14 protein-coding genes are annotated in these 19,787 nt (G+C 48.3%); 10 read left to right on the forward strand and 4 right to left on the reverse strand.

The features are described 5' to 3' along the window. Positions 1 to 107: 107 nt before the first annotated feature. The 7 genes from BZG72_RS05035 (at position 108) to rmf (ending at position 11,987) form a co-directional block, all read left to right on the forward strand. Positions 108 to 4,928, forward strand: coding sequence for an NAD-glutamate dehydrogenase (locus BZG72_RS05035; RefSeq protein ID WP_077666249.1), 4,821 nt, complete (start codon positions 108 to 110; stop codon positions 4,926 to 4,928). A 65-nt stretch (positions 4,929 to 4,993) separates the two neighbouring features. Further along, positions 4,994 to 6,007, forward strand: a complete 1,014-nt coding sequence (gene pyrD / locus BZG72_RS05040) for a quinone-dependent dihydroorotate dehydrogenase (RefSeq protein ID WP_046073216.1) — start codon at positions 4,994 to 4,996, stop codon at positions 6,005 to 6,007. A 139-nt stretch (positions 6,008 to 6,146) separates the two neighbouring features. Continuing rightward, on the forward strand, positions 6,147 to 6,701 hold the full coding sequence (locus BZG72_RS05045; protein ID WP_046073217.1) for a cell division protein ZapC: 555 nt from the start codon (positions 6,147 to 6,149) through the stop codon (positions 6,699 to 6,701). A gap of 647 nt (positions 6,702 to 7,348) precedes the next feature. Next, the gene (rlmKL, locus tag BZG72_RS05050) at positions 7,349 to 9,478 is read left to right on the forward strand and encodes a bifunctional 23S rRNA (guanine(2069)-N(7))-methyltransferase RlmK/23S rRNA (guanine(2445)-N(2))-methyltransferase RlmL (protein ID WP_077666250.1); all 2,130 of its coding nucleotides are present in this window, start codon (positions 7,349 to 7,351) and stop codon (positions 9,476 to 9,478) included. Next, a complete protein-coding gene (locus BZG72_RS05055) occupies positions 9,475 to 9,729 on the forward strand; it encodes a glutaredoxin family protein (RefSeq protein ID WP_077606192.1) in 255 nt (84 codons plus the stop codon). Before rlmKL ends, BZG72_RS05055 begins: the two co-directional genes overlap by 4 nt. Beyond that, positions 9,716 to 11,626: an ATP-binding cassette ATPase Uup gene (gene uup / locus BZG72_RS05060; protein ID WP_077666251.1), complete on the forward strand. Its 1,911-nt coding sequence runs from the start codon at positions 9,716 to 9,718 to the stop codon at positions 11,624 to 11,626. The genes BZG72_RS05055 and uup overlap by 14 nt, the downstream gene beginning before the upstream one ends. 190 nt (positions 11,627 to 11,816) lie before the next feature. Beyond that, entirely contained in the window at positions 11,817 to 11,987 is a 171-nt protein-coding gene (rmf, locus tag BZG72_RS05065) for a ribosome modulation factor (RefSeq protein WP_077458712.1), read from the forward strand. Positions 11,988 to 12,219: 232 nt separating this feature from the next. Here the strand turns inward: rmf and fabA are convergent, their stop codons facing one another. Both fabA and BZG72_RS05075 read right to left on the reverse strand, forming a co-directional pair. Beyond that, positions 12,220 to 12,735, reverse strand: coding sequence for a bifunctional 3-hydroxydecanoyl-ACP dehydratase/trans-2-decenoyl-ACP isomerase (gene fabA, locus BZG72_RS05070; protein ID WP_046073221.1), 516 nt, complete (start codon positions 12,733 to 12,735; stop codon positions 12,220 to 12,222). A 68-nt stretch (positions 12,736 to 12,803) separates the two neighbouring features. Further along, positions 12,804 to 14,459 (reverse strand): AAA family ATPase, encoded by a 1,656-nt coding sequence (locus BZG72_RS05075; protein ID WP_077666252.1) that lies wholly within the window; start codon positions 14,457 to 14,459, stop codon positions 12,804 to 12,806. Positions 14,460 to 14,642: 183 nt separating this feature from the next. On the opposite strand from BZG72_RS05075, the gene matP reads away from it, so the two are divergent. Next, positions 14,643 to 15,092: a macrodomain Ter protein MatP gene (gene matP / locus BZG72_RS05080; protein WP_046073223.1), complete on the forward strand. Its 450-nt coding sequence runs from the start codon at positions 14,643 to 14,645 to the stop codon at positions 15,090 to 15,092. A gap of 31 nt (positions 15,093 to 15,123) precedes the next feature. Further along, entirely contained in the window at positions 15,124 to 15,414 is a 291-nt protein-coding gene (locus BZG72_RS05085) for a DUF3634 family protein (protein WP_046073224.1), read from the forward strand. Between the two features lie 269 nt (positions 15,415 to 15,683). Here BZG72_RS05085 and BZG72_RS05090 read toward each other — a convergent pair whose 3' ends face one another. Both BZG72_RS05090 and BZG72_RS05095 read right to left on the reverse strand, forming a co-directional pair. Then, a complete protein-coding gene (locus BZG72_RS05090; RefSeq protein ID WP_077577811.1) occupies positions 15,684 to 17,804 on the reverse strand; it encodes an ATP-binding protein in 2,121 nt (706 codons plus the stop codon). A 2-nt stretch (positions 17,805 to 17,806) separates the two neighbouring features. Continuing rightward, on the reverse strand, positions 17,807 to 18,997 hold the full coding sequence (locus BZG72_RS05095; protein ID WP_077606195.1) for an FIST signal transduction protein: 1,191 nt from the start codon (positions 18,995 to 18,997) through the stop codon (positions 17,807 to 17,809). A gap of 142 nt (positions 18,998 to 19,139) precedes the next feature. On the opposite strand from BZG72_RS05095, the gene BZG72_RS05100 reads away from it, so the two are divergent. Further along, positions 19,140 to 19,703 (forward strand): hypothetical protein, encoded by a 564-nt coding sequence (locus BZG72_RS05100; protein ID WP_077666253.1) that lies wholly within the window; start codon positions 19,140 to 19,142, stop codon positions 19,701 to 19,703. Positions 19,704 to 19,787 lie beyond the last annotated feature (84 nt).

Consider the following 19,787-nt stretch of genomic DNA (forward strand, 5'->3'; position numbering starts at 1 on the left):
CGTTTTTACCTGCCAAGCCTTACACTAGACAGTGCGTTTGTTAACGCAATGTTTACCTCTGAATACTCACAACGATAATGTTCTAAAAAGGACAACGGAGCTCCAGAATGACCTCGCGTGACCCTATAGTACCTGTGTTACTTGAGAAGGTTTATCAGCTGATTGCCGATAAACTGGATGATACTCAACAACCACTTGTCGATGCATTAGCCAAAAGGATATTGGGTCAAATCTCTGATGATGACTTGCAGGAACGCAATGAGTCAGATCTCTATGGTGCTGTGATGAGTTTGTGGCACCATCTAAACACCTTCGAACAAGACAAAGTGTTTGTAAAAGTCTTTAACCCGAGCCTAAGTGGCAATGGCTGGCAGTCCACCCACACCATTGTCGAGATCTTAGCACCAGATGCCCCCTTCCTGGTCGACTCGGTGCGCATGGCCCTCAACCGTTTGGGGATCACGACCCACCTAATGCTTAATACCCCGATAAAATCACAAAAAAATGATCAGGGTAACGTGATTGCGATTGGCGGTGACAACGGGCAGTTCCAAAGTACGTTCCACATCGAAATCGACAAAATGTCCGATGAGTCAGAGATGGCTGCATTAGAGGCGGAATTGTCTGAAACCTTGATGGATGTGGTGATGGTGGTAAACGACTGGAAGCCGATGCGTGAGCAAATGCTTGCGCTGGTATCGGAGCTGAAAGATACACCGTTACCCATTGATGATGAACGTCGCCAAGAAGCGATCGAGTTTTTGAGCTGGATTACCGATAACAACTTTACCTTTATGGGGTATAAGTGTTTTGACTTAGTCGCGGTGGAAGGGGATTACGAGCTTCGTGCTAGCGCAGATTGTAATGCACTCGGCTTAGCCAAAAAGCATAAATCGCCCGCTGTCCTCAGCCTATCAGACATGCCAGAGTCAGCGCGCGCCGAGGCGCTGAAAAAAGAATTACTGGTGTTGACGAAAAGCAATGCCAAATCTCGTGTCCATCGTCCGGCTTATGTGGATTACATCGGGATCAAAAAATTTGATCAAGATGGCAATGTGATTGGTGAGCACCGTTTCACCGGTCTTTATGCATCTTCAGCGTATAACCAATCCACCGCCAGTATTCCCGTCTTGCGTAACAAAGTGCGTCGCATTCTTGATAACAGTGGCTTTTATCGTGAATCACACTCGTGGAAAGCACTGGCGAATATTTTGGAAAACTATCCCCGTGATGAGCTTTTTCAGGCGACCGAAGAAGAAATGCGCGACGTTGGGATGGGCGTGGTGCAAATGCAAGATCGTGACATGCTGCGCGTGTTTGTTCGTCGCGATCCATTCGGGCGGTTTTTCTCGTGCATGGTGTATATCACCCGTGAGCGCTATAACACCGAGTTCCGTCGTCAAACCCAACGTATTCTTCAGCAGTACTTTGGCTCTGATCAGACGGTAGAATTTACCACTTTCTTCTCGGAAAGCCCCTTGGCGCGGACGCACTATATCGTCCGAGTAGAAAACAACAATTTCGATATTGATGTGAAGAAGATCGAACACAATCTAACAGAAGCGGCTTCGTCTTGGGACGATCGTCTGCAAGAGGCTGTGATCGCAAACTTTGGTGAAAACCGAGGCACACCGATCGCCAAGCGTTACCTGCGGGCGTTCCCACGTTCGTACAAAGAGGCCATGCTGCCTGGATCAGCGGTGGCGGATATTGAGCGCCTTGAGGGACTCAGTGATGATAACAAGCTCGATATGCTGCTTTATCGCCCCCAAGAGGTAAGCCATCAATCGAACGCGATCAGCCTGAAACTCTTCCAAAAAGGCGAACCTATTCACTTGTCTGATGTGATGCCAATGCTAGAAAACCTTGGCTTACGCGTGATTGGTGAATCACCTTATGAAGTAGAAACCAGTCAAGGGGATGTATACTGGATCCTCGACTTTTCGATGTTGCACAGTGCTGGATCGGCGTTTGATCTTGGTAATGCCCGGGATCGTTTTCAGCATGCCTTTGCGGATATCTGGCATGGCCGCCTGGATAACGATGGCTTCAACCGCTTGGTGCTTAATGCCGGTTTGTCGGGGCGCGAAGTGACGATTTTACGTGCGTATGCGCGTTATATGCGTCAAATTGGCTTTCCATTTAGCCAGGCCTATATTGAAGAGACGCTAGCGTCACACTCTCAACTTGCCAGTTTCTTGGTAAAACTATTCAATACGCGTTTTGACCCGGTTGGTAAACAAACGAAGCGGGCACAAGACATCATTATCAATGATATAGAAGAAGCCCTCGATAATGTCGAGAGTCTTGATGATGACCGTATTATTCGCCGCTACATGGAAATCATGTTGGCGACCACGCGAACGAACTTTTTCCAAAAAGATCCGGACAATGGCCAAGACAAGCCTTACTTGTCGCTAAAACTCGAGGCCTCTGAGATCCCGGATATGCCTAAACCTGTTCCGGCGTTCGAGATCTTCGTGTATTCACCGGATGTAGAAGGGGTGCATTTACGCGGCGGCAAAGTCGCACGTGGTGGCTTACGGTGGTCCGATCGGCAAGAAGACTTCCGCACCGAAGTGCTGGGGTTGGTTAAAGCGCAGCAAGTGAAAAACACGGTGATTGTGCCCGTCGGAGCCAAAGGTGGGTTTGTATGCAAGCGACAGCACCAGCTCTCGGGCCGAGATGCAATTTTTGCAGAAGGGAAGCGCTGCTATCGGATCTTCATCCAAGGGTTGCTCGATATTACCGATAATATCGTGGAAGGCACCCTGACACCGCCGCAACACGTTGTGCCTCATGACGAAGATGATGCCTATCTCGTGGTGGCTGCAGATAAAGGTACCGCGACCTTCTCCGACCTTGCTAACAGTGTCTCAGCGCAATATAACTTCTGGCTGGGCGATGCTTTCGCGTCTGGTGGCTCCAACGGTTATGACCACAAAAAAATGGGGATCACCGCAGCGGGTGCTTGGGAATCGGTGAAGCGTCATTTCCGCGAAGTGGATATCAATTGTCAAACCACAGACTTTACCTGTGTGGGGATTGGCGATATGGGAGGCGACGTGTTTGGTAATGGCATGTTGCTCTCTAAACATATTCGCTTAGTGGCAGCTTTTAACCACATGCATATCTTCATTGACCCTGAACCTGATGCCGCGAAAAGCTGGAAAGAGCGTCAACGCCTTTTCAACCTGCCGCGCTCAAGTTGGGAAGATTATGACAGCGAGTTGATTTCCAAAGGCGGGGGGATATTCTCCCGTCGAGCGAAGTCGATTAACTTAACGCCAGAAATACAAAAACTGCTTGGTACACGCAAGCAATCCATGGCGCCGAACGATCTGATCAAACAGATCTTAAAAGCCAAAGTCGATCTGCTATGGAATGGTGGGATTGGCACCTATGTTAAATCGTCCGATGAAACCCATACCTCTGTTGGCGATCGCGCCAATGATGGGTTACGTGTTAACGGCAATGAAGTCGGTGCGCGCATTATCGGTGAAGGCGGTAACTTAGGGATGACACAACTGGGGCGTATTGAGTATGCGCTCAAAGGTGGCCGCGTCAATACCGACTTCATTGACAATGTCGGCGGGGTAGATTGCTCAGATAACGAAGTTAATATCAAGATCTTGCTCAATGGGCTGGTCGCTGCCGGTGACTTGACCATGAAAAAACGCAACGAGCTTTTGGAGCGGATGGAAGATGAAGTGTCTGATATCGTGCTTGAAGATGCGTACAGTCAGAGCGAGTCAATTTCCGTAACCCACAATCAGCAAGCGGCGTTATTAAAAGAGCAGATCCGCTTTATTCATTATCTTGAAAAAGAGGGCAAGCTGGATCGTGCACTTGAATATTTGCCGGATGATGAGACCTTGTCTGAGCGTAACTTACGTGGCACGGGCCTAACTCGCCCAGAAATTGCTGTGCTGGTGGCGTACGGGAAGATGGTGCTCAAAGAGCAACTGGTGGTTGATGAAGTGACGCAAGATGCACACTTTGGCCAGCTACTCCCCAGTTATTTCCCGAAAGAGTTACAGCGTCACTATCGCAAAGAAATGGAATCCCATCCATTGAGAGGCGAGATCATTGCTACCGCCTTGGCGAACCAGATGTCGAACGACATGGGCTTCAATTTCATTACGCGTATGCAAGATGAAACGGGAGCAAGTGTCAGTGATATTGCCAAATCGTATGCGATTGCCCGTGATGTGTTTGGTTTTGAACAACTGTTTGACGATGTGCGAGCGCTAGATAATCAGGTCAGCGCCAAGGTGCAATACGATATCTTGTTCCGTTGTCGCCGGATGCTACGCCGAGCAACCCGATGGATGCTACGTAACAAACGCAAAGGGGAAAGTATCGAGGCACAAGTGGCCTTTTATCGTCCGGCGCTGCAAAACTTGGTCGAGCACTTGGATGACTATCTGGTTGAGAGTGAAATCAAAGAGCATGATCAACAAGCGGAGACGCTACGACAAGCTGGGGTGCCGGATGCACTGGCGAATAGAGTATGTCGTCTAACCAGCGTGTTCTCTGGACTGGACTTAGCACAGGTGTCAGAGCAGCTGAATAAACCGTTCGAGCTGGTGGCACGCTTGTACTATGTGCTAGGGGATAGCTTGTCACTGCACTGGTTCTTGAAACAGATCAACAACCAGCCGGTGGATAACCACTGGCAAGCGCTGGCGCGAGCGTCTTTCCGCGAAGATCTGGATTGGCAGCAACGATTACTCACCGCCCGTATCGTGTCCGAAATGGCAACCGATCAAGATGCTGAGACGGGATTAGCCCAGTGGATGGATGAGCACGTAGTCATTCTCGGGCGTTGGCAGAGCATTGTTGATGAGTTCAAAGTGGGCTCAGTACATGAGTTTGCCAAGTTCTCCGTCGCGTTACGCGAATTGTCGCTGTTAAATTTAAATTGAATTAAAGCGCCAATAACGCAATAATCTAGCCCCGTTTATACGGGGCTTTTTTATTAGGAGGGATAATGCTTTACCGCCTCGCCAGACCGGCTATCTTTCAGTTAGATCCAGAAAAAGCACATGATCTAACCATCAACACCCTTTCTCGATTCCATCACACCCCGCTTCGTTTTCTCTATTCCCAACAGCTTCCTCCTCGTCCAGTTACCGTAATGGGACTCAACTTTAATAATCCCGTTGGTCTAGCGGCAGGATTGGACAAAAACGGCGAGTGCATAGAAGCCTTTGGTGCGATGGGTTTTGGTTTTGTGGAAGTGGGGACAGTGACACCCCGGCCACAACCGGGAAACGACAAACCTCGACTTTTTCGTATTAAAGCCGCCGAGGGGATCATCAACCGTATGGGGTTCAATAACCTGGGGGTTGATGCGTTGGTAGAAAACGTCAAGCGTGCGAAAAACTTCGACGGTGTGTTGGGTATTAATATTGGCAAGAACAAAGATACACCCATCGAGCAGGGCACCGATGACTATGTCGTCTGTATGCGAAAAGTGTACCCATATGCCGACTATATCGCCGTTAATATCTCGTCGCCCAATACGCCAGGATTACGGACGTTGCAATATGGCGAGATGTTCGACGAACTCCTGAGCACACTGAAAGCCGAACAGGCACAGTTGGCAGACACTCACGATAAATACGTGCCTCTGACGGTTAAGATTGCCCCAGATTTGAGTGAAGAAGAAATTCAACAAGTGGCGCAAGCACTGATTCGTCACCAGATCGATGGTGTGATTGCGACCAACACCACGCTTGAGCGCTCATTGGTAGATGGTATGCCTCATTATCGTGAAGCGGGTGGGCTAAGTGGCCGTCCTGTTCAACTAAAAAGCACCGAGGTTATTCGTCAACTACATCGTGCGCTCGATGGGGCGATGCCCATCATCGGTGTAGGGGGAATTGATTCAGTCACGGCGGCGCGTGAAAAGTTGGAGGCAGGGGCGGATTTGGTGCAAGTCTACTCTGGGTTGATTTACCAAGGCCCTGGGCTCATAAAACAAATCGTGCGTCATATTTAAGTTAGGAAATAAAGTCTTAAGGTATAAAAGGGGGCGTTTTCTTCCCCTTTTTTTTTCGCTTCAGCCCATTACACTTCAGGCAATGGCAGTTTTGGTATCGCCAGACACCCAGTTAGTGAGTCATCGCGGGAGCTGAAGTATGTTAAAACCTAACAATGCATGGAGATGGTATTTCGATAATACGTCGAATTCACTAATGCTGGATTTAGGCGACGACATGGTTTTTCGCGTGGCGGTCAACGCCAAACATCTCATCCCCGATGCGTTCTCATCATCCCCATTTTCTGTTGAGGATGCATCACTCTTTCAACGTTTGACCGATCCCCTGTCAAACCTCTCTCTTTCCGGCCCTCGTCAGGCCGAACTCGCTTTGAACGCAGTGGCAGCCTATCGCTTCCACAAACCTGTCTTACCTAAAAGCTGGTTTTTCGAGCCACAACAAGACACTATCGCCACCCCTGAGTGGGGGCAAATAGTCGAGCTCACCAGCCAAACAGGGGATAGGGCGCCGTTTATTATCATAGAGAACGCCGGTTCTGCCTCGCTCTGCATGCTCGCACGTGAGGCTGATTTTGAACTGAGCGCGAATAAAACAATGGCGTTTTGTGGTGCGATTAAAGTAATGAACGACCGGCTATCGCAACCAATACTTCAAACAAATAGCCAAAAAGGTCGCTTTGCGTTAGTGGGCTGAGTGGTTTTCACTCAGCCCACGCCTCCTTTCTTCCCTCACTTTTCGTGTTTCTTGTACAGACTACAGCGCTATAGCTGTATCTTGACGTTTCTTATACCAAACAGATGTGCATAAAAAATGTGATATCAGTTCATTTTATGAGCGAAAAGTGTGCACATGCCTGCGCATTTTTTCATTGATTTTGGGGTGTTTTCACCCTTATAAGGCCAATGAATGACGTCTTTCTTCCTATTTTAGCCGTTAAAATGCTTGAATAAACCCATCCTGGTCTAGTCCAGTTTGCGCAATTTGCGATTCGTTCCCAAAGGGAAAGATAAGCCATTTTCGTTTTAATACTATCAGACATAATGTGCGTAATAGTCACAGTGAATGCTTACACGCGTTCAGCTCAAAACGGATTTGGCGAGGTGAGATGAGTGACAAAGCAAGGTGGTTTCCTGAGGGAAACAGGTATGCGCATCTAGTTGGGGTGATTGATTCTCATTGGAAACAAAGGCATCTAGATATCTGTTTCTTAGTGGAAACAACAATCCGGCGATTTATTCATCACTCAATGAGATTGTCGCCGCTTGGGTCAACGATAGGCGTAAGATTGATGTATAATCGCCGCCATGATGACAACGACGCCCAAAGGGTGTAGAGACTGAATGAAACACTATCTCGCAATAACCGCTCGAGGTCTCGAGCACATGCTAGCTCAAGAGCTTGAACAACTTGGCGTATCTAGCCTCAAACAAGTCCATGCAGGGGTTAAATTTAAAGCCGACGATTCAACACTGTATCAATGCTGTTTATGGAGTCGGATTGCGTCACGGTTCGTCTTGGTGCTGGGCGAGTTTGCGGTGCGCGATGATATGGATCTCTACCTCGGTGCAACGGCCATTAACTGGCCAGATTATTTTCACGCCAGTCAGCGGATTGCGGTGGACTTTAATGGTACCAATCGCGAGATACGTAACAGCCAGTACGGGGCGTTGAAAGTCAAAGATGCGATTGTAGACAAATTTGAAAAGTCGAATTTGCCCCGTCCAAGTGTCGACCGCGAGCAGCCTGATTTACGTATCCATATGCGGTTATCGAAAGATCAAGGCCTGCTTGGGATTGATATGGTGGGGAGCGGCCTACATCAGCGTGGCTATCGCACCCAGGCTGGCGCGGCACCATTACGAGAAACCCATGCTGCGGCTTTGGTGGCACGGAGTGGCTGGAAGCCCGATCAGCCTTTGATGGACATCATGTGTGGCTCGGGCACCTTGCTGATAGAAGCGGCGATGATGGCAGCGAAAATTGCGCCTGGATTAAAGCGCAAGCGTTGGGGCTTTGAATCATTGTTGGGCTTTGATGATGAAGCCTTTAAAGCGATCAAAGCTGAAGCGAGTGTCAAGGCGAAACGAGGTGTAAGTCAGTGCCAGACACGTTTTTATGGTACTGATAACGATGCCCGTATTATTGAGACAGCACGTGCGAATGCACGACGTGCTGGCGTTGGTGAATTGATTGACTTTGAAACGGGTGATGCCACGCAAGTGACGCCGCCTGAGGGATTCTCAGGGGGACATATTCTTTCTAATCCGCCGTATGGGGAGCGCTTGGGAACCACGCCTGGCTTGATAGCCCTCTACACGCAGCTCGGTGATCACCTTAAAGAGGCATTTGCGGGGAACACGGTTTCTTTGTATTCAGGTTCGGAAGAGTTGCTTAGTTGCTTGCGGATGCGTGCGGATGACAAATTTAATCTACGCAACGGTGCGTTAGATTGTGTGATGAAAACCTATGCGATCACCGCGCGTGGTGAAAAATCGGAGAGTGAGGCGGCAAAGGCGGACGTCGCCCCAGATTTTGCTAATCGCTTGCGCAAGAACATGACCAAACTGGATAAATGGGCAAAGAAACAAGGGCTAGAGTGTTATCGACTCTATGATGCTGACTTACCGGACTATAAAGCCGCGATTGATCGGTATCGCGACTTTTTGGTCATCCAAGAATATGCGGCACCGAAAACCATTGAGCCAGAAAAAGCACGTCGTCGCTTGCTGGATATGGTGCGCGCAGCCATTGCGGTGACCGGTGTGGATGCCAATAAAGTGGTGCTAAAAACGCGCGAAAAGCAAAAGGGCAATAACCAATATCAAAAACTCGCCGGCGCATCTAGAACGATGACGGTCGATGAATATGGCGTGGCGCTTGAAGTTAATCTCTATGATTACCTGGATACAGGGTTATTTCTCGACCATCGCTATACCCGTCGTCTAATTGGTGAGAAAGCACAAGGGAAAGATTTCCTTAATCTCTTTGCCTACACGGGCAGCGCGTCCGTTCATGCTGCGGCAGGTGGTGCACGGTCTACAACGACTGTCGACATGTCAAAAACCTATATAGCGTGGGCTGAACGCAATATGGCGCTCAATGGCATTGTCGGGCGTCAGCACCGTTTTGAGCAGGCAGACTGTCTACAATGGATTCGCCAGTCTAACCAGCAATTTGATTTGATCTTTATCGATCCGCCGACATTCTCTAACTCGAAAAGAATGCAGAGCACTTTTGATGTTCAACGTGATCACCTTGATGTGCTTTTAGCGCTGAAAGATCGTTTGCGTCCCGATGGGGAAATTATTTTTTCCAACAACAAACGGCACTTTAAGATGGATAGTGAGGGGTTAGCCGCGGCCGGCTTACGTGCGGAGAATATTAGCAAGCGTTCGATTCCTGAAGATTTTGCCCGCAACCCACATATCCATAATTGCTGGATAATCCGTCATCAGGCAGTATCAGCATGACACTCGTATTGTTTAGCACGGAAGGGTGCCACCTTTGTGAACAAGCGTGGGCACTCTATCAATCTCTCGGTTATCAAACGCCACTCAACAGTCAAGACATTGCCTTTGACGATGCGCTCTTTGAGCGTTACGGCGTCACAATCCCTGTGATTGCAATCCGCGATCAGTCTGGAAAGGTGAGGGCTGAATTAGGATGGCCGTTTGATCACACACAATTACAAGCTTGGTTAACGCAACATGGCATTGATTAAAATAACCTCCGCCCAGTTGGCGTATGGCGACAACCCATTACTGGACAAAACAGACTTTATTCTTCAGCCAGGTGAGCGCGTGTGTCTTGTTGGACGCAATGGTGCGGGCAAGTCGACGCTGATGAAAGTCCTTGATGGTCAGGTACAGCTCGATGATGGCAGTATTCAAAGCCAATCTGAACTTAAAGTCTCTCGGCTTGAGCAAGATCCACCACGAGATAGTCAAGGAAGTGTGTTTGACTATGTGGCCGAAGGTCTCGCTGAAGCAGGGGACAAGCTAAAGCAGTATCACCAACTGATCGCGAAGATCGAAGCAGATCCTAGCGATCGCAACATAGCCGAGTTGGCCAAAGTGCAAGAAGCACTGGACCATGCTGACGCTTGGCGCTTTGACAATCAAATAATGGTGGTATTAGGGGCATTAGGACTGGAAGGTAACACCGCGCTTAAAGCCCTATCGGGTGGCTGGCAACGCAAAGCCGCCTTAGCGCGGGCACTTGTCTGCGAGCCGGATGTGTTGCTTCTTGATGAGCCAACTAACCATCTGGATGTTTCGACGATTCTGTGGTTGGAGCAGTTCTTGAAAGACTTTAAAGGCGCGATCGTCTTTATCTCGCATGACCGTTCGTTTATCGGGGCAATGGCCACGCGTATCGTGGATCTTGACCGCGGCAAGTTGACCTCATGGCCAGGTGATTATCAAACCTATCTGGACGGTAAAGAAGAAGCTCTGCGTGTAGAAGCGGAGCAAAATGCCGAGTTTGATAAAAAACTTGCCCAAGAAGAGGCCTGGATTCGTCAAGGTATCAAAGCGCGTCGCACCCGCAATGAAGGACGTGTACGCGCATTGAAAGCGCTACGGCAAGAGCGTGCGAGTCGTGTTGAGTTACAGGGTAACGCAAACCTGCAGCTCGATGACGCCAACCGTTCGGGGAAAATTGTGTTTGAAGCCGAAAACGTTGCCTTTACCTATCAAGATCAGCCACTGATTAAGCCATTTAGCTTTACGGTGATGCGCGGCGATCGCATTGCACTAATTGGCCCCAACGGATGCGGTAAGAGTACACTGTTGAAGCTGATGCTTGAAAAACTCACCCCAGACAGCGGGCACTTGCACGTGGGGACCAAGCTCGACGTGGCCTATTTTGACCAATATCGTGAGAAATTGGACCCAGAAAAAACGGTGATCGACAACCTGGCAGGGGGCAAAACAGAAGTTGAAGTAGGTGGCCGAAAACGTCATGTCATGGGTTATCTGCAAGACTTCTTGTTTCATCCACGCCGTGCGCAAACCCCGGTGAAAGCGCTATCAGGAGGAGAGAAAAACCGCCTATTGCTGGCCAAGCTTTTCCTCAAGCCTGCCAACTTACTGGTACTTGACGAGCCGACCAACGATCTTGATATCGAAACGCTCGAGTTGTTGGAAGACTTACTTTCACAGTTCCAGGGAACCTTGTTATTGGTCAGCCACGACCGTCAGTTTGTCGACAACACAGTGACGCACAGCTGGATATTTGAAGGCGACGGCACCATTAATAAATTTGTTGGGGGGTATCACGATGCCCAACAACAGCGTGAGCAGTATCTCAAAGCCATCACACCCAATAGCCGTAACCATTCAATGAGAGGTGAGGCTGATACGGAACAAAAGACGGCAAAACCTAAGAGTAAGCCACGCAAGCTATCTTATAAACTGCAACGTGAGCTAGAAGCCCTGCCGGCGCGGCTTGAGGCGTTAGAAGAAGAGATTGAAGCGTTACAATCAGAAATGAACGATCCTGATTTTTTCTCGAAAAGTCAGGACATTACTCAACCTAAACTGACCCGATTAGCTGAGGCTGAACAGGCATTAGAGCAAGCCTTTGAACGCTGGGAAGAATTAGAGGCTATGCAATAATTTCGTTAGTGACGTTGTCACATATAGAGGGATATGACTCACATTTTGTTTAGTCGTTGCTCGATAGTGCTTGCTTAAAAAATAATCATGATCGAAGCTGTAGAGGATGCTTCATAAAAACGTCATAGACGGAAGTATCCTTGCAAATGGCAAGCAGCATTGAACAAAATGGAATAAAGAGGGCGACCCTATGAAAAGACAGAAGCGAGATCGTTTGGAACGCGCACAGTCAAAGGGCTTTCAAGCTGGGATAAACGGTCGATCGTCTGAACTATGTCCTTACCAACAAACGGATGCGAGAAGTAGCTGGCTTGGCGGATGGCGCGAAGGCAGAACCAGTAAATCGGAAATGATGAAGTAACCTCTTTTTATATTTCACGGCCTTATCGTTTTGGTAAGGCCTTTTTAAATACATCGTAATGCACTATAACTTTATATAACTACCTCTAAACAAACATAAGTACAGCAATCAATTTATCCAATCACTAACAATTTCCTTCTTAGTTGTCCAAAAGCGGAGAAGTACTTGATAAGTAGGAAGGGAGGGGTAATAGAAGCCGGCGATGGTCATCTCACCGGCTCGACAGAGAGGATTAGAATGCGGATGTGTCTTGGAAAAGACCCACTTTCAGATCTTTAGCGACGTAAATCTCTTTATCATCAACGTAGACGCGGCCATCACCGACACCCATAACGAGTTTACGGTTAATCACGCGTTTCATGTGAATTTCATAACGAACACGCTTAGCCGTTGGCAATACTTGTCCGGTAAACTTCACTTCACCAACACCCAGGGCACGGCCTTTGCCTTCGCCGCCAACCCAGCCGAGGAAAAAGCCAACTAGCTGCCACATAGCATCTAAGCCAAGGCAACCTGGCATCACTGGATCACCTGGGAAATGGCAGTCGAAAAACCATAAATCTGGGTTGATATCCAACTCAGCGACAATCACGCCTTTATCAAAGTCACCACCTTGATCGGTAATGTTGGTGATACGGTCCATCATCAGCATGTTTGGTGCCGGAAGCTGTGGACGTCCCGGGCCAAAGAGCTCACCTTGGCTAGATGCGAGTAAATCGTCGCGGTTATAGGAATTTTGGCGTTTCATTATATCTAAACTGCTCCTTATTCAATTGCGAGCAGGTTAGCGTACACGTGTACGCCAAACAACTCGGATCAGTACTGGCCAAACCAGTTTTTTAAGCGTTTAAACAAACTGTTGCAGCTTTGTTTTTCATCAGTATGAAAATGATTTATTCGATTAGATATTTTTCTTAGCAATGTCTCCTCATCGTCTCCGGAGAATGGGAGACCTGTCACAAGCGGCAAGGCTTGTTCGACATCATCCACCGCCCAAATATGAAATTGACCGGCTTTAATCGCTTCAACAACGTCGTTCCGTAGACACAAGGATGAGAGGTTCGTTTTAGGTAACACGACACCTTGTTGACCCGTTAACCCTCGATGCGCGCAAACTTGATAATAACCTTCAATTTTTTCATTAATCCCGCCTACCGCTTGTACGCGACCAAATTGGTCAACTGCACCAGTGATGGCAATGGCTTGATTAATCGGTTGTTGAGATAGCGCGCTCACAAAGGCACACAACTCGGCCAAGGATGCACTGTCACCATCCACTTCACTATACGATTGTTCGAATACAATGGAAGCCGAATAGGGTAAAGGGTCATCAAGATTTAGCGCCACGCTCACAAAGGCTTGCATAATCATCATGCCTTTGGCGTGAATGTTACCTGCAAGCTCGGCTTTGCGCTCCACATCAGCAATATCGCCATCACCAGAGTGAACAACACAAGAAATTCTCGCTGGCTCACCGTAACTCATCGGATGGCCAGGCACTTCGATCACAGTTAAACCGTTGATTTGGCCGATATGCTCGCCACGGGTATCAATAAAAACCTGTCCTTTGTGGATATCTTCAATCGCACGCTCGGGGAGATAGGCAGCACGTTGGTAACGCTGAGAGATAGCGGCATCAATGGCGGCTTTGTCGAGCGCATCCGACGCCGTTATGACAGACTCAGCCAGTAGTTGCTGATACCAAACCGGACACAAGGGCATCCGCCATTGATCTTCGCTTTCTCGTGCCCCTGCTTGTAATAAACGCACTAAGCCTGATTCTGTCATGGGTAAGTGCGTTTGAGCGGTGATCAAGCCTTTAAGCCAAGCAAAGTAGGGCACAATGGTGGTCGAGTCGAGCGCAATGTCTTGCTCATACTCGGCATAAGCTGACAGGCCTTCGTAGAGATCAGGCTCATTGGTTTCAAAGTCGGCCAGCCACTGTCTGTCGCCGACTAACACCAAACGTACGTTCAGTGCCTCATCGGGCAAATCAGTTACTTGATCGGCACGGGCGGTTTGCCAGGCGAGTTTGCCTGATGATAAAAACTGCTTGAGGCGCACCCAGACGCGTGGCTGCTGCAGTACATCCGCCACTTTTAAAATCAATACGCCATCGTGAGCTTGATGCAGTAAACCGTACTTCCTTTGTGACGCTGTCACATTTCTATTCGCATCATAAGCAAAGCCAAACAGTGTTGATTCGGTAAATGCGTCACCGATCACAACCGGCATCTCTGGGTACTGTGCAACTAATTCTGCTTGATAGGCATTAAGATATTGAGGCAAGTCAGCTGACATCACGGTAAGACAAGCCGTTGGACACGAAGGTGACATTAACCAAGTCAGTGCCTTTTTTAAGCGCGATTGCAGTGATAACAGTGAGGCCGCCTCTAAATGCGCGAATTGTGCAATGTCGAGAGAAAACTGAGAATAATGTGGTTTGGCATCACGCCAATCAACTTCATGCATGTCTATGACTACTGACTAAGATTAGAATGGACAGAGTATAAAGGATAACACACTGTGGTAATAGGATAGTGCGGCCATTGGATCGTCCACTGGCGTACGCGGTATCTTTGAGGTGTGCGATAATTGAACAGACAGCGAGTTAGTGTTACGCTGTCACCACTTGGCGTGACTGAAGCTTGGCATATGAAATATCAACAACTCGAGAACCTTGAGGCAGGCTGGAAATGGGCCTACCTAGTGAAAAAGTGGAAAGACGGTGACGCTGTCACAAAATACATTGATAGCGATGAGGCTCAGACGGCCGTTGACGCCTTGTTAGCGCTGGAGCATGAACCAACGCGTGTACATCAATGGATTGAAAAGCACATGTCACCTTCATTGGAGAAGAAACTAAAACAAGCGATTCGTGCCAAGCGCAAGCGTCACTTTAACGCCGAGCAAGAGCAAACGCGGAAAAAATCTATCGATTTGGATTATCGTGTGTGGGAGAAGCTCTCGCAAAAAGCACACGAGCTTGACGCGACCTTGTCAGATACCATTGAATATTTACTTTCTGAGGCTAATCGCTCAGAGAGTGCTAATAAGCAGGTAGACACCTTAAAGCAAGATCTGAGTAACTTGCTGGGTATGTAGAACCGTTTGACCGATAAGCGAGCATCGCAGTATGGGCTATTTTTTACTTATCTCTTTTGCCATCTTTCTCGCATTTATGTTGATTGACCGGCCACTGATCGTGATTGCGTTTAAAGATGGCCAGCTAGTGCGTCACAAAGGGAAAGTGCCGAAAGGTTTCTTACATGACTGCCAAGACATTGCGAAGCGTCATCCGTTCACGGGCACAGTGAAAGTGTATAGCAACCGCTTTAAACCCGCGAAGGTGGTGATGTCGCGCAGCATTGATAACCGCATTCAGCAACGCATCAAAAACGTATTCCCACATCAGTCATTCAAATAGCATCAGATTACAAGCCATGCTGGACAAGGAGCGATATGATAAGCGAGAAAAGCGATATCGCTCCTATATTGACTCGCACCCATCAGTGCGCATTATATAGATTATGTTAAATGCAGGTTTGAGGTCTGATGTTGGATACTGTTTCTGCTCGCCCAGCACTCTTCCTTTTTTGTCATTAAACGTAATTAGCTATTTACCATAAAATAGCTAATTACTACTTCCTTTAATCGTCATTACCCCAAGAGTCGCTTGGCCTAAGTCGATTCAAATCAGCGGTAATTAGTGGAAAGATCTAATGGCTGATGAGCATGCAGTACGGCGTTAAGGCTTGCCGCCCTAATCGGCTTGGTAACAAAATCATCCATGCCGGCACGGACACAGCGCTGTTTATCCTCATCCATTGCATTGGCGGTCAGCGCAATGATCGGTCGTTTAAACCCTGAAGCACGCAGCGCTTTGGTGGCAGCGATGCCGTCCATGACAGGCATCGACATATCCATCAGCACAAGATCAAATTCTGTTTGTTTAACCTGTGCCAGTGCTTCTTCACCATTGGATGCTAATACGACGGTATGACCTTGTTTTTCCAGCATTAACCTAACCACCATTTGATTAGCACGGCTATCTTCGGCGACCAATATCGACATAGCCTGCACGGCGTCGGCCGAGACGTTTGGTTGTGCTTGGTGTTTTTGTGCATCTTGAGGTGTTTCGACAATCGGCAAACGAACGCAGAAGTCAGTTCCCTGGTAAGGCTCACTTTCCACATGAATACTGCCTCCCATCATCTCTACCAGCTTTTTACAAATGGATAATCCAAGGCCAGTACCGCCAAAGCGGCGAGTAATGCTGCCATCCGCTTGAGTAAAAGGCTCAAAGATTCGACCAATCTGTTTTTCGTCGATGCCGATTCCTGAATCTTTCACCCATAACTCGAGTACATCATCATGAGCGTCAAGTGACACTGTCACCCCGCCGCGTTCCGTGAATTTTAAGGCATTGGCCACCAAGTTAAGGAGTATCTGCGTAAAGCGGTTCTCATCCATAAACAAGGTGTTGGGCACAGAAGAAGAGACACTAACAGAGAGGTTAATGCGCTTTTTATCGGCCCGCTCAATCAATTGTTGATAGACATTCGATACGCTATCGCTGGGCTTCATCAATGAGGGAGATAGCGAAAAACGGTTGGACTCAATTTTAGATAGATCGAGAACATCGCTGATCAATGTTAGCAATAGCTGAGCAGATTTATCCATTTGCCCTACCCACTGCTTTTGTTCTTGCGTTAATGAAGAGTGTTGCAATGCATCGATCAATCCTAAAACAGCATTGAGCGGCGTGCGGATTTCGTGGCTCATCACGGCAAGAAACTGCGATTTGGCATTATTGGCTAACTCAGCTTGCTGACGAGCCTGTTGCAATTCGACAACACGACGCTTGGTCGCAGTGATATCTTTAGCCGTCCCTCGATAACCGGCGAGCTCACCGCGCTTATTATAGCAAGGACGGCCTGAGAGGCTTACCCAGTAGTCATGGTGACGAGATTCTATATGCCATTCAATATCGCTAAAGGCTTCTTCTGTGTATATGTACTCTTCTAATTTCGTTTTTAATTCGGCGTCTGATTTGAGCTTTGCCAGCAGGGCTTCAGCATCGATGTCGGTATCAGTATTGGGTGATGACAGGTAAGTCAGTTGAAATTGGTTGTCGAGCTCCCAAAACCAGTCACTGGCTGTTTGGGCAAAGTCTTGAAAGCGTTGCCGGCTAGCATTAAGTTCCTGAGTGCGACTCCCCACTAATGCATGTAGACGGTGACGGTAGTCGATGTCCATAATGGTGCGTTCAATCAAGGGGCGAAATCGGTCGATGACTTGCTGGGCTTCGTTATTAAATGCATCGCGGCGGTGTGACAGCAAAATAAGCATGACTTCGCTGTCATTTACCGTTAACCCGCTAATCAGCGCAGTACCTTGTAAATAACTGGCGTATTGATGCGTTAAGCAATGCATCTCTTTCACCATGCCAGGTTTATAGATAGCAACCGTTTCACCACTTACACAGCGGCGGAATACATCGCCTGTTTGCCAAGTGACTGTTTCCAGTAAGCGTTCAGTCGATACGAGACAGCGAAACGCATCTTCTGTTTCTCGGTTGCGGCTTAGCGCCACGGCGCTATCAAAGCTGACATACCGGCGGATCACATCAAGTAAGGAAGCAAAAATATCGGTTTTTGACGTCGCTTCCGTCATGGCTGAGATTGCCGACAAAATCGCGTCGTTTTCTTCCCTTAAACGCTTTTCTCTTGCTTCAACACGACTGAGTTCAAATAAGGTTTCTTGTAAAGATTCAGAGTCTGAACGTTCAGAGGCCGATACGCGTTTCGACGTCATGATTAATCCTTATGAAATAACACAGCCGAGATCATTAAATTACCATGGGACAGTTCCCCACCTTTAAACAAGCCTTGTTCACCAAAGGTAAACGGGCAGACAAACGGCGCAGTGTATAAGGCCGTGTTGATATTGTCGGCGACTTGGTCAAGGCGATCTTTGACATGAAGCATACACCCCGCACAATAAATCGCCAGTCCACCGAGAGGTTGAGGCGTTCGCAGCGCATGATCGTTTGCCGATTCCACGACTCGACTTGCACGGGCAATCAACCCTTCACTGGTGCCTGTCATAAAGTGCGCGGTTTGCCCTACGGCTATTTGCGAGAAGAGTTCCATGTGCCCTTCTTGGTTAACAAACATGGGGTGTGACAAAGTGTAATAAGGTAAGCCGTGTATCTTGCCCGTTTGTGTCCCGAGCGGATACAAGGTTGATCGTGCGAACAGCGAGTCGCCTAAATCTAGTGTTTGCCCGGTTTCTTCTTCGTACCAGTCTTTATATACCGCCGATGCGGGTTTATGGTCCAAACTCACTAAGGTGCGACCACGTACCTCTGTGACGACGGCCTTCTTGGTGGTGGCCGCATAACCAGAGTGGAATGAATAACTCACCCGTGCGGTTGGATAAAAAACACTGATTGCGATGCCAGATTGCGCGGTTTGCTCATTATCGAAAATGGCCCATCGTCCGCCGACGGTGTCGGCCGCAGCGGAGCCACCTATCACTGGGACCGACACGCCCAACTCTTCTCGAATGGCGGCTAACGTCGTTTCCTCATCACCCGGTGTACTGTGTAAAGCGATGAGTTTGGGGAGCTCGCCACAACGGCCGCTCTCTTCTATCGCTTGATTAAGCGCAATGCGCGCTGAATCGCGTATAGGACGATGGGCTTGGTGTGGCACGAGGGATGTGCCGTAACTCCCCTTTTCATCACTGCAAGCCCAGACGGCGGCTGTCGGCCCTTCGATATAACCGGCTTGCGTCATGACACCGCAGCAGGTCGTACACCCTATCAATGGTACGCCAGGGAAAAGCGCAACCATTGCTCGCTGAAGTGCATCAACATCGTATTGTTCCGTGCAGTAGAGCATTAAAAGCTTAGGTGCCTTTAGACGGCCCAATAAAGTGCGCGCCAGTGTTTGCGCGGCGTCTACTGCGTCTGGACTTTGTGTGCATGCCGTGGCTATTTTCATCTTAATGTTCGTTATTGTGCTCGCGATTTATCACGATTTTAATGATACCTGCATCAGGCAATCAAATCATTGCGCTAGTCGGCTGAAATAGTGGTTAAAATCACGTATCCTATTTCCCATTTATATCGCTAGAGTGCTCAACATGGATTGTCGACCCGTTGCGTTATTCGGTGGAGCCTGTGCCTTGGGTGCCACTATCGCCTACCAATTGGCCGCGAAAGGCTATACGCCAATTATTATTGATCACAATCAAACGGCAGCGCTCGATATCGTCGCTCATGATCCCAGAGTCAGGTTTAAAGAAGCACCTGTATTCACGCCTGGTACCCTCCAAGCCACGCTTGATCAGTGCACCGCGCAACTCTCCCCTTTTGTCGGTGCTGTTGTCGTGTCTGAGCAGGGGCATGCCTATATACAATCACTAGGGGTTGGTGGGCTGGATGCATTTTGTCAGATGGGGGCTCGTTGTGTCGTTATTCATACGAACAGCCATCTGAGCAACGCCCCCCTACTAAATGACAAGCTGGCTACAAATCGCCTGCAACGGATTARCAGTATAAGTTTCTGGTCGGATCACAATATTAACACTGATGTGGAAACATTACCGTCGCGTAAAAAGAGCGAAGTTTTATCTCCATTGGTATGTTTTCTTTTAAGTGATGAGTCAAATAGCATTAATAATCAAGAATTTAAGATGAAGATATGAAAAGCAAAAAAAAGAAACACTCATAAATAAGCATTTCCTTTTATAATGACTACAAAATAGAATAAATAAGATTTAAACCGCAGT

The sequence above is a fragment of the Salinivibrio sp. PR6 genome, assembly GCF_001995955.1.
GTDB lineage: Bacteria > Pseudomonadota > Gammaproteobacteria > Enterobacterales > Vibrionaceae > Salinivibrio > Salinivibrio siamensis.

Coding starts and splice junctions, on each gene's coding strand:
- BZG72_RS05085 (WP_046073224.1), top strand. CDS start 15,124: ATGGGCTATTTTTTACTTATCTCTTTTGCCATCTTTCTCGCATTTATG.
- rmf (WP_077458712.1), top strand. CDS start 11,817: ATGAAAAGACAGAAGCGAGATCGTTTGGAACGCGCACAGTCAAAGGGC.
- BZG72_RS05035 (WP_077666249.1), top strand. CDS start 108: ATGACCTCGCGTGACCCTATAGTACCTGTGTTACTTGAGAAGGTTTAT.
- BZG72_RS05095 (WP_077606195.1), bottom strand. CDS start 18,997: ATGAAAATAGCCACGGCATGCACACAAAGTCCAGACGCAGTAGACGCC.
- BZG72_RS05045 (WP_046073217.1), top strand. CDS start 6,147: ATGTTAAAACCTAACAATGCATGGAGATGGTATTTCGATAATACGTCG.
- fabA (WP_046073221.1), bottom strand. CDS start 12,735: ATGAAACGCCAAAATTCCTATAACCGCGACGATTTACTCGCATCTAGC.
- BZG72_RS05090 (WP_077577811.1), bottom strand. CDS start 17,804: ATGACGTCGAAACGCGTATCGGCCTCTGAACGTTCAGACTCTGAATCT.
- uup (WP_077666251.1), top strand. CDS start 9,716: ATGGCATTGATTAAAATAACCTCCGCCCAGTTGGCGTATGGCGACAAC.
- BZG72_RS05055 (WP_077606192.1), top strand. CDS start 9,475: ATGACACTCGTATTGTTTAGCACGGAAGGGTGCCACCTTTGTGAACAA.
- pyrD (WP_046073216.1), top strand. CDS start 4,994: ATGCTTTACCGCCTCGCCAGACCGGCTATCTTTCAGTTAGATCCAGAA.
- BZG72_RS05075 (WP_077666252.1), bottom strand. CDS start 14,459: ATGCATGAAGTTGATTGGCGTGATGCCAAACCACATTATTCTCAGTTT.
- matP (WP_046073223.1), top strand. CDS start 14,643: ATGAAATATCAACAACTCGAGAACCTTGAGGCAGGCTGGAAATGGGCC.
- rlmKL (WP_077666250.1), top strand. CDS start 7,349: ATGAAACACTATCTCGCAATAACCGCTCGAGGTCTCGAGCACATGCTA.